Below are 22,327 nucleotides of genomic sequence, written 5' to 3' on the forward strand. Positions count from 1 at the left end.
TCTCCGTGGATCTTCATTTGTTACTGTCCAAGCCTTTGTGGAAGGCGGCTAAATTTTGTTCTACAAACCTTGCCGGAGCCAACTGTTTGATTGCGGTTTCACAGTCTTCGATGCCGCAAAACAACACTTGCTTCTGTACGGCCAAGCCTAACAACACGAGGTTCAAGAGGACGGCATTACCAAGATCACGGGCGATTTTTGCAGCGTCAATCCGGATCCCTTCACCGGTATTTTCAGCATTGAGCAACAGTTTTCCATCGGCTTTAAGTAATGATTGATGAACCGGAAGATTAGCTTCCCAGAGGAGCAGCCCCAAGTCGGCCTGACCAGTGCGTACCAGCGGACTGGCAAAATTGCCAACCTTGATGGTCGAGAGGACGGTGCCACCCCGTTGAGCCATGCCGTGGGTTTCCGAGGTCAACACGGGAATCCCTGTGTTGACGGCAACCTGTGCAATCACTCGGGTCAAAAACAGCACACCCTGTCCGCCGATGCCACTGACGATAATCTGCTGTTTCATGATTTTTCCTCCTTGATGATGGCCGCAACTGGGCAAACCGGGATACAGGTGCCGCAACCGATGCAGCGATCCTGATCAACCACAGCGATATTCCGGGTTCTATCCATGGATAGAGCCGGACATTCGAAAGCACTGGTACATTTTTCACAGCCGATACAGTTGTCCTGAATGGTGACGGTAAAGGATTTCTGGGCTTTACGAGTTGCCGGATCCATGATACAGCCATGGCGGGCAATCAAAACCGCAACGCCCCCCTCAGGGGAGCGAATATAGCTATCAGCTTGTTTCAACAACGCTTCAAAGCGTTCATGATCATAGGGGTTGCAGGTTTCCAGAAATTCAACCCCACTGGCTTTGACCAGAGGTTCAATAGCAATGGCTTTGGTGGGTTTATTCCCGGCCGCGACCCCCATGTGGGGAACGGGCTGGCCACCTGTCATTGCCGCAGTGGCGTTGTCGAGGATGACAACAATCATCCGGGTTTGCTGGATAACGGCATTAATCAGCGCTGGAATTCCGGCGTGAAAAAAGGTTGAATCACCGATGGTGACAACGATGGTCGGAAATTGTCCATCATCCTGCTGATAGGCTTGGTAGAAACCTGCCCCCTGACTGATGCAAGCCCCCATGCAATGGACGGTGTGGACGGCGCCCAGATTCATCCCCAGGGTGTAGCAACCGATATCGGAAGGGAAGATCCCTTTGGGAAAACATTTCTTGATGGTGTAAAAGGCCGTTCGATGGGAACAGCCCGGACAGAGAGAGGGGCGTTGTCCACGTCGAGCTGCCGGTTTCTCTGCGGGTGGCGCAAGCTGAAGGAAATCAGCTAGCGCTTGATGGATCACATCGGGTGTCAGCTCTCCCTCACGGGGGACTCCCCCTGTTTGCTTGCCAACGGCTCCGGGGTGGGCGAGTTGTAGCTCAATGACCGGATAGGTTTCTTCCAGAATCAGCACTCGATCGTACTTTTTCTGCATCAGCTTACAGAAATCGGGGTTTAACGGGTAGGGCATCAACACCTGGTAAAGATCGATAGTATGATCTAACCCGAGTTCTTCGAGCAGGTCGACCAGATTACTGTAAGCAATCCCTGATGCTATAAAAGCTGTCCGGGGTTGGCTTTCGTTACCAGAGAGCAGTCGTGGCTGCCAGGCAGGTTCGAGCGCAATTTCTTCCAGATGACGGTTCAGGTTTCGATGCAGCTGCGGTAGAAAAGCAGGTGTTGCAGCCCACCGGGTCGGATTGGGCTCAAAGTCGGCTTGTCGCTTCAATTCTATCGGTTTTTCCAGGGAAACATTCTGCCGCGAATGGCAGATTCTGGTTGTCGGTCGTAAGACAATGTTGGTTTCATATTTCTCCGACAATTCAAAAGCCGGTTGAATCATCGCTTTAGCTTCAGCGGGACTAGAGGGGTCAAGTACTGGTACCCGCGCCTGTAAGCAGAAGAGTCGCGTGTCTTGCTCATTTTGTGAACTGTGGGGGCCGGGATCATCGGCGACAATCGTTAGCATTCCCCCTTTGATTCCGATATAAGCGGTACGCATAAAAGGATCGGCCGCCACGTTCAGGCCCACTTGTTTCATTACTGCGACAGAACGTTTGCCAGTGTAACTGGCTGCCAGAGCGACCTCAAAAGCAATTTTTTCGTTCACAGACCATTCGATATGGAGGGGTTCGACCGCTTGTTCCTGTCGATCAATCACCGCTTGAAGAATCTCTGTCGAGGGGGTGCCGGGATAGGCGGCGGCGACCTGGCAACCCGCTTCAATCAGTCCCTGACCGATCGCTTCGTTGCCCATGAGAAGTTCAATTTGATTTTTCATTTATTCTAACCTTAAATTGAAAAAACTTTAACGCAGAGTTGGAGAGAACGCTGAGACCGCAGAGAAGAGCTAGAGTCTTTTTCGGTTTAAACCTCAAAGCAAAGCTTTCTCTCCGATCTCTCCGTTAATATTTTAGTTTTACTTTCCTAACAACCCTTTAGGGCGCACAAACAACACCAGCAACAACACCACAAAAGCGACCACATCTTTATAGGCGCTGGAAATATATCCAGCAGAAAGTGATTCCAACAATCCCAGCCCGAGACCACCGAGAATGGCCCCCGGAAACGACCCAAAACCACCGAGAATAGCGGCGGCAAAACCTTTAAGCCCGAGTAAGACACCGACATCGTAGCTCAATGTGGTGATCGGGGTGACCAAAACCCCGGCGAGGCCACCGAGAGCACCAGCGATGGCATAGCTGGTCAACCTCACTCGACCTGCGGGGATGCCGACAACTGCCGCCGCGGTGGGATTAGAAGCAACAGCCCGCATCGATAGACCCAAAGAGGTCCGATAAAAAAACCACGTTAACAAGCCGATTGCGAGGACAGTTAAAAAGAGGATCCAGAGGGCTTGAGGGAGAACACTGGCACCGAAGATTTGCACCGGAACATCGGGGGTGAGGGGCGGCAAGGCCATGCGGTTTTTCCCCCAGACCAATTTTATGATCCCCCGCAAAATGATTGACAGGCCAACGGTGAGAAAGATCAACACCAGATGATTGTCCGAGCGTGCCGGTCGAAGACCAAAACGTTCCACCAACATTGCCACCAGAGCGACCCCTGAAACCGAGAGCAGCAGACCGGGAATCATCGGTAATCCGGCGGTCAATAAGGCCGAAAACATCAGCATCCCACCCAGAGAAACAAAGTCAACCTGGACAAAATTGACGATGCCCATGGTGTTGTTGACAACACAAAAACCGAGGGCAATCAGGGCATAGATGGCCCCAATCGTGATGCCGGAAAAAAGATATTGTAGGAAATCCTGAGACATAAAAATTGCACACTCCAGTGTCCATATCAGACTCGGTAAGTACGAATAAACAGAGGGGAGTGTGTCGCAAGAAAAGAGTTGACATCTAAACCCTGTGTACTATTGTACTAGTACATGAGCGCGAACATAAAACACATAGATTATTTAGTCAATCATTTGCTGGCTCAAAACTCGCCCGAGGCGATGGAGAAGGTATTACGTGACCTTTTGACGGCTAATGAATTGATTGATGTCGCCAACCGTCTGCAGATTATTGAACTGTTGGAGCAGGGGTTGCCACAACGGCAGATCGCGGACAAGTTGGGTGTCGGTATTGCTACCGTTACGCGTGGCTCAAATGCGTTAAAGCGCAGCAGTTAGTGGGGTGGGAATTGCCTGCTATTGACAGTTTAAACCAACAACATCCGGTCAGAGACAAACTCTTCACCACGAACCTTGTAAAATTGTTCCAGCAGGTCTTCCACGGACATCGCTGCTTTTTCACTCCCTGAAACATCCAGAATAATTCTTCCCCCGTGAAACATGATCAACCGATTTCCCAGTTGGAGTGCCTGACGCATATTGTGGGTGACCATCAAGGTGGTTAAGTCCTGATCTTCAATCAGTTTTTGGGTCAGTTCCAGAACTTGTTGTGCGGTCTTTGGATCAAGGGCGGCAGTGTGTTCATCAAGCAAGAGGATTTTGGGTTTGACTAAGGTTGCCATCAACAGGGTGAGAGCTTGGCGTTGTCCGCCAGAGAGTAAACCAACGCTGTCCTTCAAGCGGTTTTCCAGTTCCAGATTCAATTGAGCTAGTTGCTTGCGGAAAAGCTCCCGATCACTTCTTTGCACTCCACGTCTGAGACCATGAGGTTTCCCGCGCCGGTTTGCCAGGGCTAAATTCTGTTCAATGGAGAGTGGGCCGCAGGTTCCGAGCAATGGATCTTGAAAGACCCGGCTGATGAGTGATGCCCGTTGGTATTCAGGCCAGCGTGAGACCTCCTGTTCGTTAATCAGGATGTGTCCACTATCAATGGGGTAACTGCCAGAGAGGCAATTTAACAGGGTACTTTTCCCGGCCCCGTTGGAGCCAATGACGGTAATAAAGTCCCCCTTTTTAACCCGAAGGTTGATGCCTGAAAGGGCGAGAACCTCATTGATGCTGCCACGGTGAAAAGTTTTAACCAGATCAGTTACATGAATCATCGACTGAAAACCTTCCCGCGCAATTTTGGCAAGGTTAGCGCTGCAACCACGAGCAAAGCGGTTAATAAGTTGAGGTCACTGGGGGTCAATGAAAACGAGCCCAATTTTAGGCTCAATGCCAAGGCAATCGTCAGTCGATAAAGGACTGATCCGAGCAGAGCCGCAAGCAGGGCCCTGCCAATGGAGCGGCAACCGAACAACGTTTCACCGACAATCACTGAGGCTAACCCTGCCACAATGGTGCCAACGCCCATATTAACGTCGGCAGCGCCTTGGCTTTGACAGAGAAGAGCACCACTGACTGCGGCCAGTCCATTAGAGAGGCCGACGGTGAGGATAATGACCCGGTCGGTATTGACCCCTTGACTGGTGATCATCTGCGGATTGACCCCGGTCGCCTGCATCGCCAAACCAAAGGCTGTATGCAAGAGCCATAAAAGGAACAGTAACGCCAAGGAAGAGAGGAGACCGAAAAGCAGTGGCGCTGCATTAAACATCCCGATTCCGGCATTGGTGAGTGGTTCTAATATGGTACTTTTACCGAGCAGAGTAATATTGGGCCGCCCCATAATGCGCAAATTGACAGAGTAAAGGGCGATCATGGTGAGGATTGATGCCAGCAGGTGGAGGATGCCAAATTTGGTATTGAGAACCCCAGTGACAACTCCAGCAAGAAAACCGGCAAGCAGGGCAAAAAGCAAAGATAAAAAGGGATCATATCCGGCGGTTATGGCGACAGCAGAAACCGCCGCTCCCAGAGGTAGACTGCCATCCACAGTCAGATCCGGAAAATCGAGAACCCGGAATGTCAGATAAACACCGAGAACCAGAAATCCATAAGCGAAGCCTTGTTCGAGGGCTCCCATGAAAGCAAAGTATGTCATATGTTATCTAGGGGACTGCGTTAAAAGGCTGAGCTGCCCCCTTTTTCACCTTCCTAAAACGATCAACTTTTGTGTGAGCGACCCCTTATGCTCGCTCGCATTTTCAACCCCCTCAAAAGAGGCAGTGTGAATGTGGCTCTTATGTTGTGATGATTACTCAATAATTTTGTCAGCTTTTTGCAACAATGCAGCTGGAATTTCAAGCCCCATTTTTGCTGCGGAACCGGGATTCAGGTGAATCCGGAACTCACGGAGTGTTTCGACTGGCATATCAGCAGGATTTGCCCCTTTGAGGGCTCGGCTGACCATTTCTCCAGTTTGACGTCCCATTTTATAATAGTCGACGGCCAAGGCGGCAACCGCTCCCCGGGTCACGGAGTCAGTATCGGCAGCGAAGATGGGTAGCTTGGCCAGATAGCCGACCTGGGTAATTGCTTCAATTGCTGAAACGACAGTGTTATCCGTGGGAATATAGACGGCCTCGACTTTGCCAATCAGGCTCTTTGCTGCTTGGGAAACCCCGGCAGAGTTGCTAACGGTGGCCTCTTCGACAACAATCCCCTTTTTCTTGGCTTCTTCTTTGAGGACCCGAACAAGGGTGACAGAGTTCACTTCCCCGGAGTTATAAATGACCCCCATGGTTTTTAGTTCCGGGAGAAATTCAAGCATCAGCTCAAGTTGCCGATTGATCGGGCTCATGTCGGTGGTCCCGGTCACGTTTCCCCCTGGGCGCTCTAATGATTGGACCAGCCCTGCGCCAACAGGATCGGTAACAGCCGCAAAAATAATAGGGATATTTTTAATGACCTGAGCACAGGCCTGAGCCGTAGGAGTCGCGATGCCAACTGCGACGTCAGGCTGTTCACCGAGGATCTGTTTGGCTATCAGGTTCGCGGTGGCGATATTGCCCTGGGCGATGTGATCATGGTAATCGACACTCAACCCTTGTGCCGCTAACTCATCCTTGACCCCTTGGCGCAAAGAATCGAGTGCGGGGTGTTCAACAATTTGATTGAAAGAGACGGTATAGTCGGCCGCCAGGCTTGGAAATGCTGGTAACAACAGTAGTAGACAAAAGCATTGAGCGATAAAACGTTTCATATCCTGTCTCCATTGCAGGTTCGATTTTATAGATGTTGAGATAAATAGGTCTTCTAAACTTCAAGAGGCGACAATCTAACTCTTCAGAGTCTCCGCGGTCAAGAATTGGCAAAGTAAACCTCTTATCGGCTTGGTAAGATATTCTCTCTGTCAGGTTGGCTTGTTGCCAGCGTTGAATCTTTATTGACATTTTTTATCCGCAAGGTGTAACGACATGCTGAAGAGTGCAAATGCGCTGAAAATGGTTATCGGTTAGAATGGATCGACCTACGAATTCGAGGATTAGCTATGGCATCTGGTTCTAAAAAAGTTATTTATGCTGCCCTTGCGGGTAATTCACTGATTGCGATCACAAAATTTATTGCTGCCTCTATCACTGGAAGTTCGGCGATGCTGTCTGAAGCTATCCATTCTCTGGTTGATACAGGCAATCAGGTTCTGCTTCTCTACGGTATGAAGAGGGCGGCAAAACCTGCAGATAAGCGGTTCCCTTTTGGCCACGGTAAGGAAATTTATTTTTGGAGCTTTGTTGTCGCGATTCTGATTTTTGCGTTAGGCGGTGGAATCTCTGTTTATGAGGGGATTCATCATCTCCTCTATCCGCAGCCGGCATCAAGCCCATTTATCAACTATCTTGTCCTCGCGCTGGCAATGATTTTTGAGGGGGTTGCGTGGTTTTTCGCGCTACGCGAATTCAGAAAGAGTAAAGGCAGAAATGACTATATAGATGCAATTAATCAGACCAAGGATCCTTCTGTTATTGTCGTTCTTTTCGAAGATTCTGCAGCGATGTTGGGCCTGTTTGTTGCTTTTATTGGTGTCACCTTGTCCCATCTGACCGGCAATGTCTATTACGATGGTACGGCGTCCATTTTAATTGGTCTCATTCTGATAGGAACCGCAATCTGGTTGGCTCGCGAAACCAAAAGCCTGTTGATCGGAGAAAGTGCTGATCCCCTCATTGTGCAGGCAATTCAACAGATGGTAGAAGATAACGCGATTGTTGAGGGGATTAATGAAGTTTTGACCATGCATATGGGGCCGGATTTTATTCTTGTCGCCTTAGGTGCTGATTTTGTCGATAGCGCTTCCGCGACTGAGATTGAAGAGCAGGTGGAGATATTGAATCGGCAAATAAAAGCCAAATTTCCACGAGTCAAGCGGGTATTCATCGAAGCAGAAAAACTGGTGACAAAAAAACGGACCGTCACTTTGTAACCATATTTTTAAAATTGATAGGGAGAAAGTTATGTATGCACTGGCAGTTAATGGTAGCCCCAGGGAAGGTGGCAATACCGAAATGCTTTTAAAGGAGGTCCTCAGCTCACTTGCAGAGTGCGACTGGGAGACCGAGCTTGTGAAGGTTGGTGGTACTGCAATCCGTGGCTGTACCGCCTGCTACAAATGTTTCGAAAATAAAAATAATCGCTGTGTTATTGGCAACGATGGTTTCAACGAGATCTACGCTAAATTGCTGCAAGCTGATGCTATGATCCTCGGTTCACCAACCTATTTTGCTGCGGTTTCTGCTGATTTGAAAGCGCTTCTGGAGCGGGCGGGTCTTGTGGCTATCGCTAACGGTAACGCGTTTTCCGGGAAGATCGGTGCGGCAGTGGTTGCAGTCCGAAGAGGCGGAGCCACTCATGCTTTTGACAGCATCAATCACATGTATCAGATGTCACGGATGATTGTCCCCGGATCAACCTATTGGAACATGGGTGTTGGCCGTGAAAAAGGAGAAGTGACTGATGATGCAGAAGGGATGAAAAATATGCGTCATCTTGGTGAGGTGATCAATTGGCTTGGACGGTCAATCAAAACCAGCACCTTGGAATACCCTGCGGGTTGAGCTGTCGGGGCGCCTCTGCAGTTGTCGCCAAAGCTGCCTAGGATACAATGGTTTTGTAGCCTAAACCATCTTCAGCGGGGACAAAGTCCAGATAATTGTGGATGCTTTCCAGGCTATCGTCCTGATAGTGGGACACATAAAGGAGCTGACTGAGGTGCTCCCTGGCAATCAGCTCAAGGGCATTCTTAATCAGTCTCCTGCCGAGATAATCAAGCCCCTGATAAGGTTCATCCAGAATTAACAGCGTTGGTTGTTTGACGAGTGCTCTCGCAATCAGTAACAAACGCTGCTGCCCGTACTCTAGCTTGCGGAAAGAGGTGTCGGCGAACTGGCTCATATGCAAAATTGCTAACCATTCGTGGGCAATGTTCTGCTGCCGCTTGGTTGGTTTTTGGTAAAGACCTATGGAATCGTAAAATCCGGAGATAATGACTTTCAACGCGCTGCAATCCACCCGATATTGGAGGTGCAGCGCAGAAGAGACCATACCGATATGTTGCTTGATCTCCCAGATCGTTTCACCCGATCCTCTTTGTTTGCCGAAAATTTGGATGTCGTTGCTGTAACACTGAGGGTGATCGCCAAATATCATTCCTAACAAAGTGCTTTTACCGCACCCGTTAGGTCCTCTGACTTGCCAGTGCTCGCCCTGGTTGATGCGCCAGGTAACGTCGGAAAAGATAACTTTATCGGTGTAAGCGACCCGACCGTTTGTCAATGCAAAAAGGGGATCAGAAAATTCAGATGTGTGGCGATGTTGACGTATCAGCGCCATGATTTGCTCCCCCTGCTCCTTGGACTGAGCCTTTATCTGGGTCACGACGGGGTGGACATCCCAGGTTGCTTTGTCCATCAGGCTATCCAGTTTTCCCCGACTGAATAAGGCTATTTTTTCGATCCACTCTGGCATCTCTGTTTCGCGGGAGACAATAATCAGCATTTGTATGGAGCGGGATAACCGGGTGAGATATTGCGCCAAAGATTTCCTGTGGGCGACATCCAGCCCTGCATAAGGTTTATCCAGCAATAAGAGGTCAGGTTGTGTCGCCAACGCTCTGGCCAGTATCAAACGCCTGCTTTCTCCGCTGGAGAGGGCTCTGAAACCACGGTCTTGCAGATGGGATAGGTCCAGCTCTGAAAGCAACCGCGAAGTGATTTCTGCGTTGTGACACTGTTGATAAATAAGAGTGTAAACAGTGCTCCCCATATCGATGTGGTCGAGAAAATCGGAATCATCATTGGCGATTTCCTGTTCCAATAAGCGTTGTTGTTCCGCTAGTGATACCTGAGCAATATGACCTGGCCCCTTTAAAATGTGACCTGAACAGCAGCAGGACTCTTCACAAAGCAGATCACCGAGCAGTGAGCCGATGTCGCCCTCGGTGCTGAATACCCCCCAAGACTGCTGTTCCTCAATGGTCCAATTGTCGATAGTGAGGGTGAAACTGGTTGATTGTGCTTGGAGTTGTGTAAATTTAATCTTCATTTAGTCTCAATAAGTCTGTGTGGACAGAGCTTTTGCGGGTTCTGTCTGGCGATGCAGGCGAAGCCAGGTTTCAGCGTCCTTGTCGCAATTGGCTGATATCTGCTAAAGTGACCCTTTTTGTCCCTTTGCAGAAACCGGAGTCTTGCTATGTTAAAAGTATTGTTCACTTACTTGCTCATGTTGTTCGCTGTTCCCGCGATGGCGACCGCTGCTGAGGTCAAACTAAGTGATGTTGTCGCGGCATTGGAGACACCATTTAAGGCGGAAACGAAACGATCAGAGCAGATTTACGATTTTAGTGCAAATTTTTTTCAGGAGTCTCTGATTGCCTCTATTGGTCGAACCCAGCGGGGGGAGGGGACGGTCCGCTTTAAGTTTGAAACCGCAAGCGTGCAGGAAGCTCCGTTGGCAAAGTTTTTCTGGGAATATCGTCAGCCCAGTGTTCAGGAAATTATCTCAGATGGCCTGACCATGTGGGTGTATATGCCGGAAAATCGTCAGGTTATTGAAAGTGATCTCAGCCAGATCAATGCGCAACAAGGAGAAAATCCAGTCACCTTTTTAAGTGGTTTGGGGAACTTGTCGCGCGATTTTTCTATTCATTGGGGTTCCTCTGAAACCACGGCAACAGGCGATTATCAGTTGTTGCTAAAGCCGCTTAAAGAGTCACCCTTGATCCAACAAATTGAAGTTGTGGTGAGTGAAAAAGCGGTTAACAGTTGGCTGAAACAACATAAAACCGGGGATATCTTTCCCCTGTTGTCGACTCTGGTCACGGACGCTAGTGGCAATCGTACCGCGATTGAGTTTCGGGACGTACGGGTCAATCAGAACCTTGCCAAGGGGTTATTTTCTTTTCAACGTCCTGAAGGGGTTGAGTTGATCGATCCGGCCGAACAGATGAATTTTTAAAACCGTTCCTTAGCCATTAACGCGGAACGATTTTGTGCCCAGTATAAATTGTGCTATAAGTCTTCGATTCTTTGGGTTTTATAGAGAAATTGGAGACGAAAAGGAGATGGATTATGCCGAGTTTTGATATTGTTTCTAAGGTTGACCTGCAAGAAGTTGATAATGCTGTTAATCAGGCGATAAAAGAGATCTCGCAGCGTTATGATTTTAAGGGGACCAGCAATGAAATTACTCTGGAGAAAGATCACCTGGATATTCTGGCTGCTGACGACTACAAACTTCAGGCTATCAAAGATATCTTAATTGCTAAATTGGTGCGCCGCAAAGTTTCACCCAAATGTTTCCAATATGGCAAAGAAGAGGTCGCAGCTGCGGGGGCGGTGCGGGTTAAGGCTTCTATCCAGCAAGGGATCAGCAAAGATAAAGGGAAAGAGGTCGTCAAATTGATTAAAGAAACAAAGTTGAAGGTTCAGGCCCAGATTATGGAAGACCAGGTGCGAGTGACAGGTAAAAAAATTGATGACCTGCAAGAAGTTATGCAGATGTTAAAAGGGAAAGATCTGGATATTGAGCTCCAGTTTGAAAATATGAGAGCGTGACAGCATCGGTAAAATACCAGCAATCAGGATATTAAATACGTGGATAAATTAAAAGTCAGTCTCGTCAGCCTTGGCTGCCCCAAAAATCTGGTGGACTCAGAGGTTATGCTCGGTCATTTGCCTTTAGATCGGTATGAAATCGTCCTTGATGAGAGCCAAGCGGACATTATTATTGTCAACACTTGCGCATTTATAAATGACGCCAAAGAGGAGTCGGTCGATACGATCCTTGAAGTCAGTGACTATAAAGAACAGGGTCATTGCAAGCTACTGGTGGTTGCAGGTTGTTTGCCGCAACGTTATCAAGGGGTTTTAAAAGATCAGTTGCCAGAAGTTGATCTGTTCATCGGCACTTCTGAAGGGCCCCGGATCGTTGAATTGATCGAACAGCAGCTCCAGAACCAGACTCCCGCAGAGAAGGTCGGATCGCCTGATTATTTGTATGACCACCAGACTCCAAGGGTGAATTCATCTCCAACTTACAGTAGTTATGTCAAGATAGCTGAGGGTTGTTCTAACCACTGTTCCTACTGCATCATCCCGCAATTACGTGGAAAATTGCGTTCACGCAGTATTGGATCGGTGGTCGCGGAGACGGAGACCTTGGCCGCTCAGGGGGTGACCGAGATCATTCTCATTGCTCAGGATATTACCGATTATGGCGCTGATCGAAACGATGGCGCGACGCTGGAAAAACTCCTTAAAGAGTTGGTCAAGATTGACAAGCTTGTGTGGATTCGCCTCCTTTATGCGTACCCCGATGGGGTTACCGATGAGTTAATTGAGTTGATTGCCACAGAAGAAAAGATTTGTAACTATCTAGACTTGCCGCTGCAACATATTGATGATCATCTGTTGACCAGAATGAATCGTCACCTTGATGAGGGGCAAACCCGTGAGTTGGTGCAGAAACTACGGAATCGAATTCCGGACTTGACCCTGCGGACCTCATTTATTGTTGGCTTCCCCGGTGAAACCAACGAGCAGTTCAATAAGCTCTTAAAATTTGTCGAAGAAGGCCATTTTGAGCGGGTTGGGGTGTTCCGTTATTCTCGTGAAGAGGGAACCGTGGCGGCAAAACTCCCTGACCAAATCCCCGCACGCACGAAAACCAGCCGTTTAAACAAGCTGATGAAAGCCCAGGCGCGGGTCTCTTTTAATAAAAACCGCGCTTTGGTCGGGTGTACAGAACAGGTTCTGGTTGAAGGCTTCAGCGACGAGACCGACCTGTTGTTAAAGGGGCGCAGTGCAAGACAGGCTCCCGATATTGATGGCCAATATCTGATTACCTCAGGGATTGCCGATGTTGGTGAATATGTGCAACTGCAGATTACCGATTCATCTGAATATGACCTCATCGGTGAGATTGTTGAACATTAAGTGATCAACACCAACAAGGCTATCATTTCCTTATGAAAATTTTTTCCTGGACAAAACACCTGACCTCTTTTGATCGTAGGCTGTTGGTCATTGTTGCTGTTTTGGTTGCCCTTTCATTCTCAATACTGCTGCGTCAGAGTTCTGGCGCTCGTGTGGTGGTTAGCATCGATGATCGGACCGTATTTGTCGCTCCATTGGCTAAAGACCAAAAGGTTGAACTCGTCGGCCCCCTCGGAAAAACTGTCTTACAAGTTGAGAATGGCGCAGCGCGAATTATCAGTTCCCCTTGTCCACATAAGGTCTGTATGCGGATGGGGGATGCTCGCCACTCGGGGGATCTGCTCGCCTGTGTCCCCAATAAAATTGTGGTGAGCATTGAAGGTGACAGCATTGGGGAGGATGCGGAGTATGACTTCATCCAGCGGTGATTCTGAAGATCTGGAGCAAGTCCGACGCCGGGTTTTTCTAGCCTTGTTTGTGGCCTTGGCTGTTGCTCTTCATGCCGTGGAGTTCCTGCTCCCCAATCCGCTCCCCTGGTTTCGGATTGGGTTGGCAAATATCCTTGCTCTGACTGCGTTGTTCAGTTATGGCATCCAGGCCCTCTGGATTGTTAGTCTTTCACGGATTTTTATCGGAAGCTTGCTGCTGGGTAGCTTGTTTTCTCCCGGATTCTTACTCTCTCTTGGGGGGGGGCTTTTTGCCAATAGTATCATGAGCCTCAGCTATAAACTCTGGCAGAATAGAATTGGACCCATAGGTGTCTCAGTTCTTGGCGCTTTAGGACATGTCACCGGGCAGCTGGTGATTGCCTGGTTGGTGGTGATCCGCCACCCTTCGATCTGGATGTTGCTGCCGTTCTTTCTGCTCATTGCCCTGATCAGTGGTATTATTAATGGGCTCGCTGCCGATTATTTGCTAACTTCACTCTATAAACACCCTGCTTTTTTAAAGTTGAGAGCTTCTAAGGCTGGAGCAGAGGAAACATATTCAGAAGCATAAACATCGAGCCCCTGGAGGAAGCATGAAAGTTATCTTGCCAGTTGCGGGAAAAGGGACACGCCTGCGGCCACACACCCATACAAAAGCGAAATCATTGGTTAATGTTGCCGGTAAAACTGTCCTTGCACATATCATCGAACGGCTGCAAAACATCAACGTCGAGGAATACATCTTCATTATTGATGATAATGGTCAGCAGGTCAGTGACTTTATGGCACAGAACTTTCCGGCGTTAAAATGCAGCTACTATATTCAGCATGATCGTCTGGGTCCAGCGCATGCGGTCGCTCTGGGTGCCCCTTCAGTGAAGCCCGGCGATGATTTGCTGGTGGTATTTAATGACACAATTTTTGTCACTGATCTGACAGAGATTAATGCTCTTTGCAGCAATGCCGATGGTTTGATCTATTCGAAAGAGGTCGAAGATTATCAACGTTTTGGTGTCAATGTTCTGGAGGGAGAGACCATCGTTGATATGGTGGAAAAACCCGATACTCCGATTTCACGTCTGGCTCAGGTGGGTTTATACTATCTGAAAGATGGGGCGGGTTTTATTGCGGCCATCGAGGCAACCATCGCTGCTGGTGAAACTGTCAAAGGGGAATATTACCTCCCTGCGGTGTTTATGCGGATGATCGCAGAGGGTTTCAAATTCAAGGCCCCGGAGATTGACGCTTGGCTCGACTGTGGCAAGCCGGAGACTTTACTTGAGACCAACCGGTTTCTGCTTGCAGGCCGGCACCATATTCACGGTGATGTTGAGGATAGTGTTTTGATTGAACCGGTCCATGTGGAAGAGGGAGCCAGGATCAAAAATTCCATCATCGGACCCAATGTTTCGATTGCTGCCGGAAGTGTTATTGAAAATAGTGTCATCAGTGAATCAATTGTCAACACGAATAATATTGTCGAGTATATGATTCTGGATCACTCCCTGTTGGGAGATTCGGTCAACTTGATTGGTTCACCGCGCCGAATGAACATAGGCGATCATTCGCATATTGTTATGGATCAGTAGGGGGAAAATGTTAACGCAGGGCACAAGAGAACGCAGAGTGGATCTAGAATAGCCACTAAGGCACCAAGAACACCCAGGAAGAAATCAATCAGAAGTTCAAAAAAATGCCAGTTTTTCTGACGGTGATTCTCTTGGCGAGTTCGCTGCTTTGGCGGCAAGCTCGTTGTATAAGACAGGATAAGTTTTTCGATTGAAGTGGTTTTAAGGATAAAATTAACCCTATGGAATATCAACAGTATCTCCCTTATGTCATCCCCCCGCTACTTGGCGCCTTAATTGGCTATGTCACTAACTATATTGCCATTCGGATGTTGTTCCGGCCTCTGCGTGCCTGGCGTATTCTGGGGGTCAGGCTGCCACTCACTCCGGGGATTATCCCGGCTAAGCGGGGTGAGCTTGCCGTCAAAATGGGCGAAATGGTTGGAGCTCATCTGCTCACGGCAGATGATGTCGGACGGGCCTTTGCCAAAGACTCTATTCAACGGGAACTGCGGTTAACGGTGACTGAGAAGCTGGGTTCATTCCTGGATCGAGAACTCGGGACGGTGGAATCGTTGATCCCGAAACATTTCCGCCCCAGATTTAGAGAGATAACCAGCCTCATTCAGGTGAAACTCGCTAAGCTCATCTTCGAGTATTTTCAGAGTGAACAGTTTGAACAGACGCTGAGGGAGTATCTGCAAGAACAGTCGAATCAATTTTTAGCACGAGATCTCGCCAGCTTTTTAACCCCGGAACACTATCAGGCGGCGCAGAATCATGTTTCAGCTAAATACAGCGCTTTTTTTCGTTCACCGAAAACGGCCTCTATGGTTGGCGGCTATGTTGACCGCAAAACCGGACAGTTGCTGGCAACAGATCTCCCTTTGCGCAAGTTGCTTCCGGATGATCTGGTTGAGTTGGTCCTCGCACAGCTGGAGAAAGAGCTCCCGCCATTGGCCGAAAAATTTGGTGGCATGCTCTATGACCCAACCTTCCGTGCTCGACTGGTGAATAAAGGGAAACTGGCGATCGATTCCTTCCTTGATTCCCTTGGCGGATTAGCCGGACTTCTCAGCGGCTTTATGGATCTAAATAAAATTTATGACAAGATCCCTGAATTTTTGGATAAGGCCGGCGATGAAATCGCTGATTGGTTAAAAGAAGAACGAACCCAACAACAATTGGCTAAACTGCTGCGCGAGCGCGCTGATGGTTTGCTGGATCGTTCTTTAGCCAGCTATGTCGAAAAGATGCCCTATGAAAAGATTGAGGGGGTGCGTCAGTTTATTAAAGATCAAGTTGTCGGCACGGTTCAGTCCAACAAGACGGTCGACACCGCTATCATCTTGACCGAAAGTGCCGTTGATCGACTCAAGGACAAACCCTTTTCCGAACTTCTCAACCAGGTGTTGCCAGAAAACGGGCTGGACTTTAGCCGTGAACGGATCGCTGATAAATTGCTGGAATTGATCCGATCCCCTCAAGCGCGGGAAACCTTAGAGAGGGTGCTGGTTGAGCAGAGTAATCACTGGCTTTATCAGCAACCGTTGGGGTTATTGTCTGCCCGATTGCCTGGCGATTTGCGTTTGGAGCTGGAAGCCGGGATCTGCCAGTTGGTTGAAGAGATGTTGAAAAAGGAGGCCCCTCGGCTTGTCGACACTCTCAACATCCGCAGAATGGTTGAAGAAAAAGTAAACAGTCTAGATTTGTTACAGGTGGAAGATCTGCTCATGGGGGTGATGAAAGAACAGTTTAAATATATTAACCTCTTTGGTGCCCTGCTGGGTTTTCTGATTGGATTTGTCAATATTCTGGCGTTTCAACTGATGTAGTGCCAAGAATCATTTACCTCAAGGAGTGAACTGTGTTGCGTGATGAAGATCTGAAGGCTCAGTTGCACAGGGTGTTGGCTGCGGCTGAACAGCTGCTACCCAAGGTCGTTGACACGCTAGACTGGAACCAGAGCTGGGCTGCTAATTGGCGGAGCTATTCTTTTGCCGGCTATCTCGAAGCGATCAACGATCTGGACCCCGTCAATCTGGATGACTTGCTTGGAATCGACAAACAGAAGAAAATTCTGGAAGACAATACCCGGCAGTTTGTGCGGGGCTTTCCTGCCAACAATGCCCTGCTTTGGGGAACCCGGGGGACAGGTAAGTCAACTCTGGTGCGTGCGTTGCTAAATGAGTATGGCGATCAAGGGCTGCGGGTGATTCAGGTTGATAAGGATGATCTGGTTAATCTTGCCGATATTTTTGCTGCCATAAAAGGTGAGACTTATCGATTTATTATTCTTTGCGATGACCTCTCATTTGAACCTGGGGAGTCGAGCTACAAGGTTCTCAAGAGCGCCTTGGATGGGGCCGTTTATGCCGCTCCAGAGAACGTGCGATTTTACGTTACTTCAAATCGGCGTCATTTACTCCCGGAGTATGAAACTGATAACCTTGGGTTTAAGATGGTCAATAATGAACTGCACGCAGGAGAAGGGGTCGAAGAGAAGACTTCCTTGTCGGATCGTTTTGGCCTCTGGGTGCCCTTTCATCTTTTCAGTCAGGAACAGTATCTGGAATTAGTCGGGCAGTTGGTGAAAAAGCATGCGCTTGAATACCAGCTTGACCTGATGCTGGACGATGAATTATATGCGGCTGCGTTGAAATGGTCCCATGAGAAGAGTAAGCGCTGCGGCCGAACCGCGCTGCAATTTTCCCGGTATTGGGTCGGACAACAGCTTTTAAAACAGAGGTGATGATGGCGAGAGCGACGTTTGCAGGAGGATGCTTCTGGGGGGTGGAGGAAGCGTTTCGGGTTTTAGATGGGGTGATTGAAACCACAGTTGGCTACATGGGTGGGACCACAGAAGAGCCCACCTATGAGATGGTCTGCACTGGTGCGACAGGTCATGCCGAGGTGGTGGATATCAAGTTTGATCCTGAGGTTATCAGTTATTCCCAACTGGTTGAATATTTCTGGACCCGGCATGACCCAACCAGCTTAAACTTTCAGGGGGTGGATAGGGGGACGCAATACCGGAGTGCCATTTTTTTTCACAGCAGTGAACAGCGCGAACAGGCGGAGGCGTCAAAGCGAATTCTAGATGCGTCCGGGAAATACAAGTTGCCGGTGGTGACCGAAGTGACGCAGGCTGGTCAATTCTGGCGAGCAGAAGAATATCACCAGCAATATATCAAGAAACAAAAACCGGACTTTATGTTGTAGAGACTTGGAGATAATCCGATTTTCCGTCACCCATTCACACACATCCGTTTTTCTCATCTGTTACAGATTGCTGCCTTTTTGTTGCTGTTAGGCGGATCTTATCTGGGGCTGATGCAGGGGGCAGAAAACCTCGGTTATAACTGGCAGTGGAGTCGAGTCAGCCGTTGTCTTGTCGCTCGCACTGCTGATGGTTGGCAATTTGGGCCGTTGCTACAAGGTTTATGGCTGACCTTGGAAATCACCCTTCTCAGTCTCTGTCTGTCGATGACAATCGGTCTGGTTTCGGCCTTGATGCGTCTTTCGGCGAGTCCTATGGCTCGAGGCCTGGCCCTGGTATACCTTGAGTTGATTCGTAATACTCCACTGTTGATTCAAATTTTTATCATCTATTTTGTTTTTGCCCCGATCCTCGACCTAGGTCGCATGTCTTCAGCGATATTAGCGCTCAGTTTATTCGAAGGGGCTTACGCTTCAGAGATTATTCGTGCAGGAATCCAGGCGATCCCCGTTGGTCAATGGGAAGCCTCCGCTTCGCTGGGATTGAATAAAGCCCAGAGTTACCGTTGGATTATTCTTCCTCAGGCTTTGCGGCAGATGATTCCACCTTTGACCAGTCAGGGGATCTCGCTGGTCAAGGACTCAGCTCTGGTTTCGACGATTGCTATCTACGATCTCACCATGCAAGGACAGCAGATTATCGCAGAAACCTTTTTGACCTTTGAAATCTGGTTTGTGGTTGCAGCAATCTATCTGCTGGTCACCATGGCCCTGTCAATTCTGGTAAAATACTTAGAACACCATTTTTCAGGATATACAAACTAAACCAATTGCACAGGAGAATTTTATGAAAATACGGATAACGTTAGCCTTATTCTTGATCTTGACGGTTCTGTCCGCACCGTTGTGGGGAGCAACTATTCGTCAGGATCTGGTGCGGGCAGGGACCCTTGAACAGGTCATTTCCAAGAATAAATTGCGGATTGGATTTTCGACCTTTGTCCCCTGGGCCATGAAAGATAAACAAGGGGGATATACTGGATTTGAAATTGATGTGGCTAAGCAGTTAGCAGCGGATATGGGGGTTGAAGCCGTTTTTATCCCGACCAAGTGGTCGGGGATCATCCCCGCACTGCTGACCGGCAAGTTTGATATTATTATTGGTGGAATGGGGATCACACCAGCAAGAAATCTGAAAGTCAACTTTAGTGACCCTTATGAGTATTCGGGGATGTCCATTGTCGCAAATAATAAACTTGCGGCAGGATATTCCGACTTTGATGCATTTAATAAACCTGATGTCACCATTGTTGCCCGCATCGGGACGACGGCAGCAACGGTAGCAAAAAAATATCTACCCAAAGCCCAAATCCGCTTGTTTGATGATGAAGGACAGGCGTTGCAAGAAGTGCTAAACCAACGTGCAGCGGCAATGGTTTCGTCACAACCTTTTCCAGAATTTCAAGCGTTGAAATATTCTGGGAAGCTCTTTTTACCTTTGGCTGGAAAGACCTTTACCAAGGAGCCTATCGGCTTTGCCATTCAGAAGGGTGATGTCGACTTCCTCAACTTTTTGAATAATTGGGTTCGGGTTAAAAATGCAGATGGCTGGCTGCAAGAGCGCTATGACTTCTGGTTTACAACCCAAGACTGGAAAAATCAGCTAGAATAGTCCCTTTTTTGCCGAAACGTCGAGATAACCGTTTTCAGGAGTTTAACTTTTGCTGCCAAATCATCGGCCCCGCTGGGGGCAACTCGATACAGTTTTATTATTGCTCTTGCTTTGTGCTCTAGGTTATCTCGGCATGCGGATTCATACGGGGCTGGAATACCGCTGGAACTGGCAGGTTATTCCGCAATATTTAGTGCGATATGACCCTGTTGATGGCTGGGTGCCGAATCTTTTGATCCTCGGACTGTTCACGACCATTCGGTTGAGTTTCTGGAGTTTGCTCCTGGCCCTGCCCATCGGTGTGATTGCTGGATTGATGCGCACCAGTAACCATCTGTTTAATCGACTGGTGGGCGGGACCTATGTCACCTTGTTGCGGAATTTGCCGCCGCTGGTGCTGATTTTTATCTTCTATTTTTTTATCAGTGATCAGATCCTTCCGTTTCTGAATTTAGGTGAGTGGGTCTTAGCCGCGCCCCATTGGCTACAGCAGGTCGCAACGCTATTGTTGGCACCGTCAGATCAATTGGAAGCATTTATCGCAGCGATCATAACCTTGGCACTCTTTGAGGCGGCCTATATTGGTGAAATTGTCCGTGCTGGGATCAATGGTGTGGAAACAGGACAATGGGAGGCCGGTAGAGCTTTGGGAATGCGGCGCTGGCAAGTGCTGCAGAGTGTGGTCATGCCGCAGGCTTTCCAGCGGATGATTCCACCCTTAGCTGGACAGGCTATATCGACCATCAAGGATTCGGCGATTGTCTCGGTGATCTCGATTCAGGAACTGACATTTCAAGGGATGGAGTTGATGGCTGCGACATATCTAACATTTGAAGTCTGGATTACCGTGACCGTTCTGTATTTACTGCTGACATATAGCTGCTCCTGGTTGGCGGGAAAGCTGGAATTACGCCTCCAACGGACATCACCTTCTTAAGATGACGGAGTGAAACTTATGAATCGATGGAAATACGTGCTTCTCCTGCTGCTCACGTTTGTTGTTGCTGGCTGTGCCTCCTTGTTTCCCCGCTTTGAGGCGCCCAGTGTCACTGTTTCCAGTTTTCAGGTAGTGCCGGGTGATAGCATTGTCCCAACCTTTGAGATTGGCTTGCATGTCATCAATCCAAACCGTAATGCACTTAAATTACAGGGGCTTTCCTATAATGTAGAACTGGAAGGCTATCGTGTCCTCAGTGGTGTTTCCAACCAATTGCCAGAGATTGAAGCCTATGGAGAAGGGGATGTCCTGCTGCTTGCTAAACCTGATCTGTTTAGTACGATCAGTCTATTTACCGACTTGATGAACCGCCCTCGGGATAAGTACCACTTCAACCTTGATGCAATCCTCGATGTCGGAGGTTTGATGCCTAAGATTCGGGTCAATAAAAAGGGGGAGGTCGCCTTAGCAGGAGGGAACCATTAGAATCCATCTCCGTGGACAGGTTCCAAGCATATCCATCGGAGATGGGTTTGATTTGTAAAGAAACCCATCTATTAATAGATGGATTTTTCAGACTCGGCGTCAAAAATATGGAGATGAGTTAGATCAAGGGTTAACTCCAGTTCTTCTCCCGCAGTGAAAATGTGTCGCCCATCGGCTCTGGCAATCAGATCAGCGCCATCAACGTCCATGTGGATATTGGTTTCATTTCCCAAGGGTTCAACGATCTTGACGATGCCGTTAGCAGAACAGGTTGGACCTTTTCTCTCCTGTTTATCGGCAATAGTCACGTGGATATCTTCGGTACGCAATCCCATGATCACCTTTTGTCCATCGGTGAATTGAGTATTTTCTCTTGCCGGAATGGGAATTTCCAAGTGCTCACCGAGCTTTAATTTCTGCTTGTCACCGCTGTTGATAATCACTGCGGAGAGGAGATTCATTGGCGGTGAACCGATAAATCCAGCAACAAAAGCATTGGCGGGGTGTTGAAAGATTTCAATCGGACTGCCAACTTGTTCGATGTAGCCATCTCGCATGACAACAATACGATCTGCCAGAGTCATGGCTTCGACCTGATCATGGGTCACATAGATGATGGTGTTCTGGACATTGTGATGGAGGAGCTTGATTTCCAACCGCATCTGGGTACGCAGTTTGGCGTCCAGATTCGACAGTGGTTCATCAAACAGGTAAACCGCAGGGCGACGGACGATGGCACGCCCCATGGCGACCCGCTGCCGTTGTCCACCGGAGAGTTCATGGGGTTTACGAAAGAGGTAATCTTCCAGTTCTAGAATATCTGCAGCTTCGCGAACCCTTTTTTCAATCTCATCTTTTGGCATTTTTCTCAATTTCAGTCCAAAAGACATGTTCTTATAAACATTCATGTGTGGATAGAGGGCGTAGTTCTGGAAAACCATGGCTGCATCGCGATCTTTAGGTGCAACATCGTTGACCACCCTATCACCGATCTCGATAGTTCCAGCAGTAATATCTTCAAGGCCGGCTATCATTCTGAGGGCTGTCGATTTGCCACAGCCAGAGGGGCCAACGAGGACGACAAACTCTTTATGGGCGACATTCAGATTAATTCCATGCACCACTTCCAGTTTGCCATAATTTTTGAAAACATCTTTTAAGATTACATTGGCCATGAACACAAACTCCATTCGGCTAGAAACGTTTATCCATCCTCATCAAATTACAACAAATGTCAGGTATCTTTCAATCAGATAACGCAGGATAAATTATTGCTCGAA

General features: G+C 48.5%; 24 protein-coding genes. 16 read left to right on the forward strand and 8 right to left on the reverse strand.

The features are described from left to right. Positions 1–13: 13 nt before the first annotated feature. The 3 genes from BLU87_RS09495 to BLU87_RS09505 form a co-directional block, all read right to left on the reverse strand. Positions 14–520, reverse strand: coding sequence for a 2-oxoacid:acceptor oxidoreductase family protein (locus BLU87_RS09495; protein WP_092347346.1), 507 nt, complete (start codon positions 518–520; stop codon positions 14–16). Further along, entirely contained in the window at positions 517–2,343 is a 1,827-nt protein-coding gene (locus BLU87_RS09500; protein ID WP_092347349.1) for a thiamine pyrophosphate-dependent enzyme, read from the reverse strand. Before BLU87_RS09500 ends, BLU87_RS09495 begins: the two co-directional genes overlap by 4 nt. A 138-nt stretch (positions 2,344–2,481) precedes the next feature. Continuing rightward, a complete protein-coding gene (locus BLU87_RS09505) occupies positions 2,482–3,342 on the reverse strand; it encodes a branched-chain amino acid ABC transporter permease (protein WP_092347352.1) in 861 nt (286 codons plus the stop codon). A 114-nt stretch (positions 3,343–3,456) separates the two neighbouring features. Between BLU87_RS09505 and BLU87_RS09510 the strand changes: the two genes are divergently transcribed. Further along, complete coding sequence (locus BLU87_RS09510) at positions 3,457–3,702, forward strand: Trp family transcriptional regulator (RefSeq protein ID WP_092347355.1); 246 nt, start codon at positions 3,457–3,459, stop codon at positions 3,700–3,702. Positions 3,703–3,731: 29 nt separating this feature from the next. On the opposite strand, the gene BLU87_RS09515 is transcribed toward BLU87_RS09510, so the two are convergent. The 3 genes from BLU87_RS09515 to BLU87_RS09525 all read right to left on the reverse strand — a co-directional run bounded on the left by BLU87_RS09515 (position 3,732) and on the right by BLU87_RS09525 (position 6,511). Continuing rightward, positions 3,732–4,526, reverse strand: a complete 795-nt coding sequence (locus BLU87_RS09515) for an ABC transporter ATP-binding protein (protein WP_092347358.1) — start codon at positions 4,524–4,526, stop codon at positions 3,732–3,734. Beyond that, complete coding sequence (locus BLU87_RS09520; protein WP_092347361.1) at positions 4,523–5,410, reverse strand: ABC transporter permease; 888 nt, start codon at positions 5,408–5,410, stop codon at positions 4,523–4,525. Before BLU87_RS09520 ends, BLU87_RS09515 begins: the two co-directional genes overlap by 4 nt. A gap of 153 nt (positions 5,411–5,563) precedes the next feature. Continuing rightward, positions 5,564–6,511 carry an ABC transporter substrate-binding protein gene (locus BLU87_RS09525; protein WP_092347364.1) on the reverse strand — a complete coding sequence of 316 codons (948 nt, stop codon included), beginning with the start codon at positions 6,509–6,511 and terminating at the stop codon, positions 5,564–5,566. 288 nt (positions 6,512–6,799) lie between these two features. Between BLU87_RS09525 and BLU87_RS09530 the strand changes: the two genes are divergently transcribed. Continuing rightward, positions 6,800–7,729, forward strand: a complete 930-nt coding sequence (locus tag BLU87_RS09530) for a cation diffusion facilitator family transporter (protein WP_092347367.1) — start codon at positions 6,800–6,802, stop codon at positions 7,727–7,729. Between the two features lie 31 nt (positions 7,730–7,760). Further along, a complete protein-coding gene (locus BLU87_RS09535) occupies positions 7,761–8,360 on the forward strand; it encodes a flavodoxin family protein (RefSeq protein ID WP_092347370.1) in 600 nt (199 codons plus the stop codon). A 37-nt stretch (positions 8,361–8,397) separates the two neighbouring features. Here BLU87_RS09535 and modF read toward each other — a convergent pair whose 3' ends face one another. Then, entirely contained in the window at positions 8,398–9,846 is a 1,449-nt protein-coding gene (gene modF / locus BLU87_RS09540; RefSeq protein ID WP_092347373.1) for a molybdate ABC transporter ATP-binding protein ModF, read from the reverse strand. A gap of 147 nt (positions 9,847–9,993) precedes the next feature. Here modF and BLU87_RS09545 point away from each other — a divergent pair, with 147 nt between their 5' ends. The 13 genes from BLU87_RS09545 (at position 9,994) to BLU87_RS09605 (ending at position 21,047) form a co-directional block, all read left to right on the forward strand. Next, positions 9,994–10,758, forward strand: coding sequence for a LolA family protein (locus BLU87_RS09545; RefSeq protein WP_092347376.1), 765 nt, complete (start codon positions 9,994–9,996; stop codon positions 10,756–10,758). A 113-nt stretch (positions 10,759–10,871) separates the two neighbouring features. Continuing rightward, the gene (locus BLU87_RS09550) at positions 10,872–11,357 is read left to right on the forward strand and encodes a YajQ family cyclic di-GMP-binding protein (RefSeq protein ID WP_092347379.1); all 486 of its coding nucleotides are present in this window, start codon (positions 10,872–10,874) and stop codon (positions 11,355–11,357) included. 39 nt (positions 11,358–11,396) lie between these two features. Continuing rightward, a complete protein-coding gene (rimO, locus tag BLU87_RS09555; RefSeq protein ID WP_092347382.1) occupies positions 11,397–12,737 on the forward strand; it encodes a 30S ribosomal protein S12 methylthiotransferase RimO in 1,341 nt (446 codons plus the stop codon). A 32-nt stretch (positions 12,738–12,769) separates the two neighbouring features. Next, entirely contained in the window at positions 12,770–13,165 is a 396-nt protein-coding gene (locus BLU87_RS09560; RefSeq protein WP_092347384.1) for a NusG domain II-containing protein, read from the forward strand. Continuing rightward, on the forward strand, positions 13,146–13,736 hold the full coding sequence (locus tag BLU87_RS09565; RefSeq protein ID WP_092347387.1) for a Gx transporter family protein: 591 nt from the start codon (positions 13,146–13,148) through the stop codon (positions 13,734–13,736). Before BLU87_RS09560 ends, BLU87_RS09565 begins: the two co-directional genes overlap by 20 nt. 22 nt (positions 13,737–13,758) lie before the next feature. After that, a complete protein-coding gene (locus BLU87_RS09570) occupies positions 13,759–14,754 on the forward strand; it encodes a sugar phosphate nucleotidyltransferase (protein ID WP_092347390.1) in 996 nt (331 codons plus the stop codon). Between the two features lie 221 nt (positions 14,755–14,975). Further along, positions 14,976–16,568 (forward strand): DUF445 family protein, encoded by a 1,593-nt coding sequence (locus tag BLU87_RS09575; RefSeq protein ID WP_092347393.1) that lies wholly within the window; start codon positions 14,976–14,978, stop codon positions 16,566–16,568. A gap of 32 nt (positions 16,569–16,600) precedes the next feature. Then, a complete protein-coding gene (locus BLU87_RS09580) occupies positions 16,601–17,485 on the forward strand; it encodes an ATP-binding protein (RefSeq protein ID WP_092347396.1) in 885 nt (294 codons plus the stop codon). A 2-nt stretch (positions 17,486–17,487) separates the two neighbouring features. Beyond that, entirely contained in the window at positions 17,488–17,955 is a 468-nt protein-coding gene (msrA, locus tag BLU87_RS09585) for a peptide-methionine (S)-S-oxide reductase MsrA (protein ID WP_092347398.1), read from the forward strand. A gap of 78 nt (positions 17,956–18,033) precedes the next feature. Next, positions 18,034–18,777, forward strand: coding sequence for an amino acid ABC transporter permease (locus BLU87_RS09590; RefSeq protein ID WP_217637474.1), 744 nt, complete (start codon positions 18,034–18,036; stop codon positions 18,775–18,777). Between the two features lie 22 nt (positions 18,778–18,799). After that, positions 18,800–19,624, forward strand: coding sequence for a transporter substrate-binding domain-containing protein (locus BLU87_RS09595; protein WP_092347404.1), 825 nt, complete (start codon positions 18,800–18,802; stop codon positions 19,622–19,624). Positions 19,625–19,673: 49 nt separating this feature from the next. Continuing rightward, positions 19,674–20,561, forward strand: coding sequence for an amino acid ABC transporter permease (locus BLU87_RS09600; RefSeq protein ID WP_217637475.1), 888 nt, complete (start codon positions 19,674–19,676; stop codon positions 20,559–20,561). An 18-nt stretch (positions 20,562–20,579) separates the two neighbouring features. Beyond that, entirely contained in the window at positions 20,580–21,047 is a 468-nt protein-coding gene (locus BLU87_RS09605) for an LEA/WHy family protein (protein ID WP_092347407.1), read from the forward strand. Positions 21,048–21,118: 71 nt separating this feature from the next. Here BLU87_RS09605 and BLU87_RS09610 read toward each other — a convergent pair whose 3' ends face one another. Beyond that, positions 21,119–22,222: an ABC transporter ATP-binding protein gene (locus BLU87_RS09610; protein ID WP_092347409.1), complete on the reverse strand. Its 1,104-nt coding sequence runs from the start codon at positions 22,220–22,222 to the stop codon at positions 21,119–21,121. Positions 22,223–22,327: the final 105 nt, after the last annotated feature.

It is taken from the genome of Desulfuromusa kysingii (genome assembly GCF_900107645.1).
GTDB classification, from domain to species: Bacteria; Desulfobacterota; Desulfuromonadia; order Desulfuromonadales; family Geopsychrobacteraceae; genus Desulfuromusa; species Desulfuromusa kysingii.

Bases quoted from the DNA above. Each gene is read 5' to 3' on its own strand.
- BLU87_RS09495 (WP_092347346.1), bottom strand. From the start codon at position 520: ATGAAACAGCAGATTATCGTCAGTGGCATCGGCGGACAGGGTGTGCTG.
- BLU87_RS09500 (WP_092347349.1), bottom strand. From the start codon at position 2,343: ATGAAAAATCAAATTGAACTTCTCATGGGCAACGAAGCGATCGGTCAG.
- BLU87_RS09505 (WP_092347352.1), bottom strand. From the start codon at position 3,342: ATGTCTCAGGATTTCCTACAATATCTTTTTTCCGGCATCACGATTGGG.
- BLU87_RS09510 (WP_092347355.1), top strand. From the start codon at position 3,457: ATGAGCGCGAACATAAAACACATAGATTATTTAGTCAATCATTTGCTG.
- BLU87_RS09515 (WP_092347358.1), bottom strand. From the start codon at position 4,526: ATGATTCATGTAACTGATCTGGTTAAAACTTTTCACCGTGGCAGCATC.
- BLU87_RS09520 (WP_092347361.1), bottom strand. From the start codon at position 5,410: ATGACATACTTTGCTTTCATGGGAGCCCTCGAACAAGGCTTCGCTTAT.
- BLU87_RS09525 (WP_092347364.1), bottom strand. From the start codon at position 6,511: ATGAAACGTTTTATCGCTCAATGCTTTTGTCTACTACTGTTGTTACCA.
- BLU87_RS09530 (WP_092347367.1), top strand. From the start codon at position 6,800: ATGGCATCTGGTTCTAAAAAAGTTATTTATGCTGCCCTTGCGGGTAAT.
- BLU87_RS09535 (WP_092347370.1), top strand. From the start codon at position 7,761: ATGTATGCACTGGCAGTTAATGGTAGCCCCAGGGAAGGTGGCAATACC.
- modF (WP_092347373.1), bottom strand. From the start codon at position 9,846: ATGAAGATTAAATTTACACAACTCCAAGCACAATCAACCAGTTTCACC.
- BLU87_RS09545 (WP_092347376.1), top strand. From the start codon at position 9,994: ATGTTAAAAGTATTGTTCACTTACTTGCTCATGTTGTTCGCTGTTCCC.
- BLU87_RS09550 (WP_092347379.1), top strand. From the start codon at position 10,872: ATGCCGAGTTTTGATATTGTTTCTAAGGTTGACCTGCAAGAAGTTGAT.
- BLU87_RS09560 (WP_092347384.1), top strand. From the start codon at position 12,770: ATGAAAATTTTTTCCTGGACAAAACACCTGACCTCTTTTGATCGTAGG.
- BLU87_RS09565 (WP_092347387.1), top strand. From the start codon at position 13,146: ATGACTTCATCCAGCGGTGATTCTGAAGATCTGGAGCAAGTCCGACGC.
- BLU87_RS09570 (WP_092347390.1), top strand. From the start codon at position 13,759: ATGAAAGTTATCTTGCCAGTTGCGGGAAAAGGGACACGCCTGCGGCCA.
- BLU87_RS09575 (WP_092347393.1), top strand. From the start codon at position 14,976: ATGGAATATCAACAGTATCTCCCTTATGTCATCCCCCCGCTACTTGGC.
- msrA (WP_092347398.1), top strand. From the start codon at position 17,488: ATGGCGAGAGCGACGTTTGCAGGAGGATGCTTCTGGGGGGTGGAGGAA.
- BLU87_RS09595 (WP_092347404.1), top strand. From the start codon at position 18,800: ATGAAAATACGGATAACGTTAGCCTTATTCTTGATCTTGACGGTTCTG.
- BLU87_RS09605 (WP_092347407.1), top strand. From the start codon at position 20,580: ATGAATCGATGGAAATACGTGCTTCTCCTGCTGCTCACGTTTGTTGTT.
- BLU87_RS09610 (WP_092347409.1), bottom strand. From the start codon at position 22,222: ATGGCCAATGTAATCTTAAAAGATGTTTTCAAAAATTATGGCAAACTG.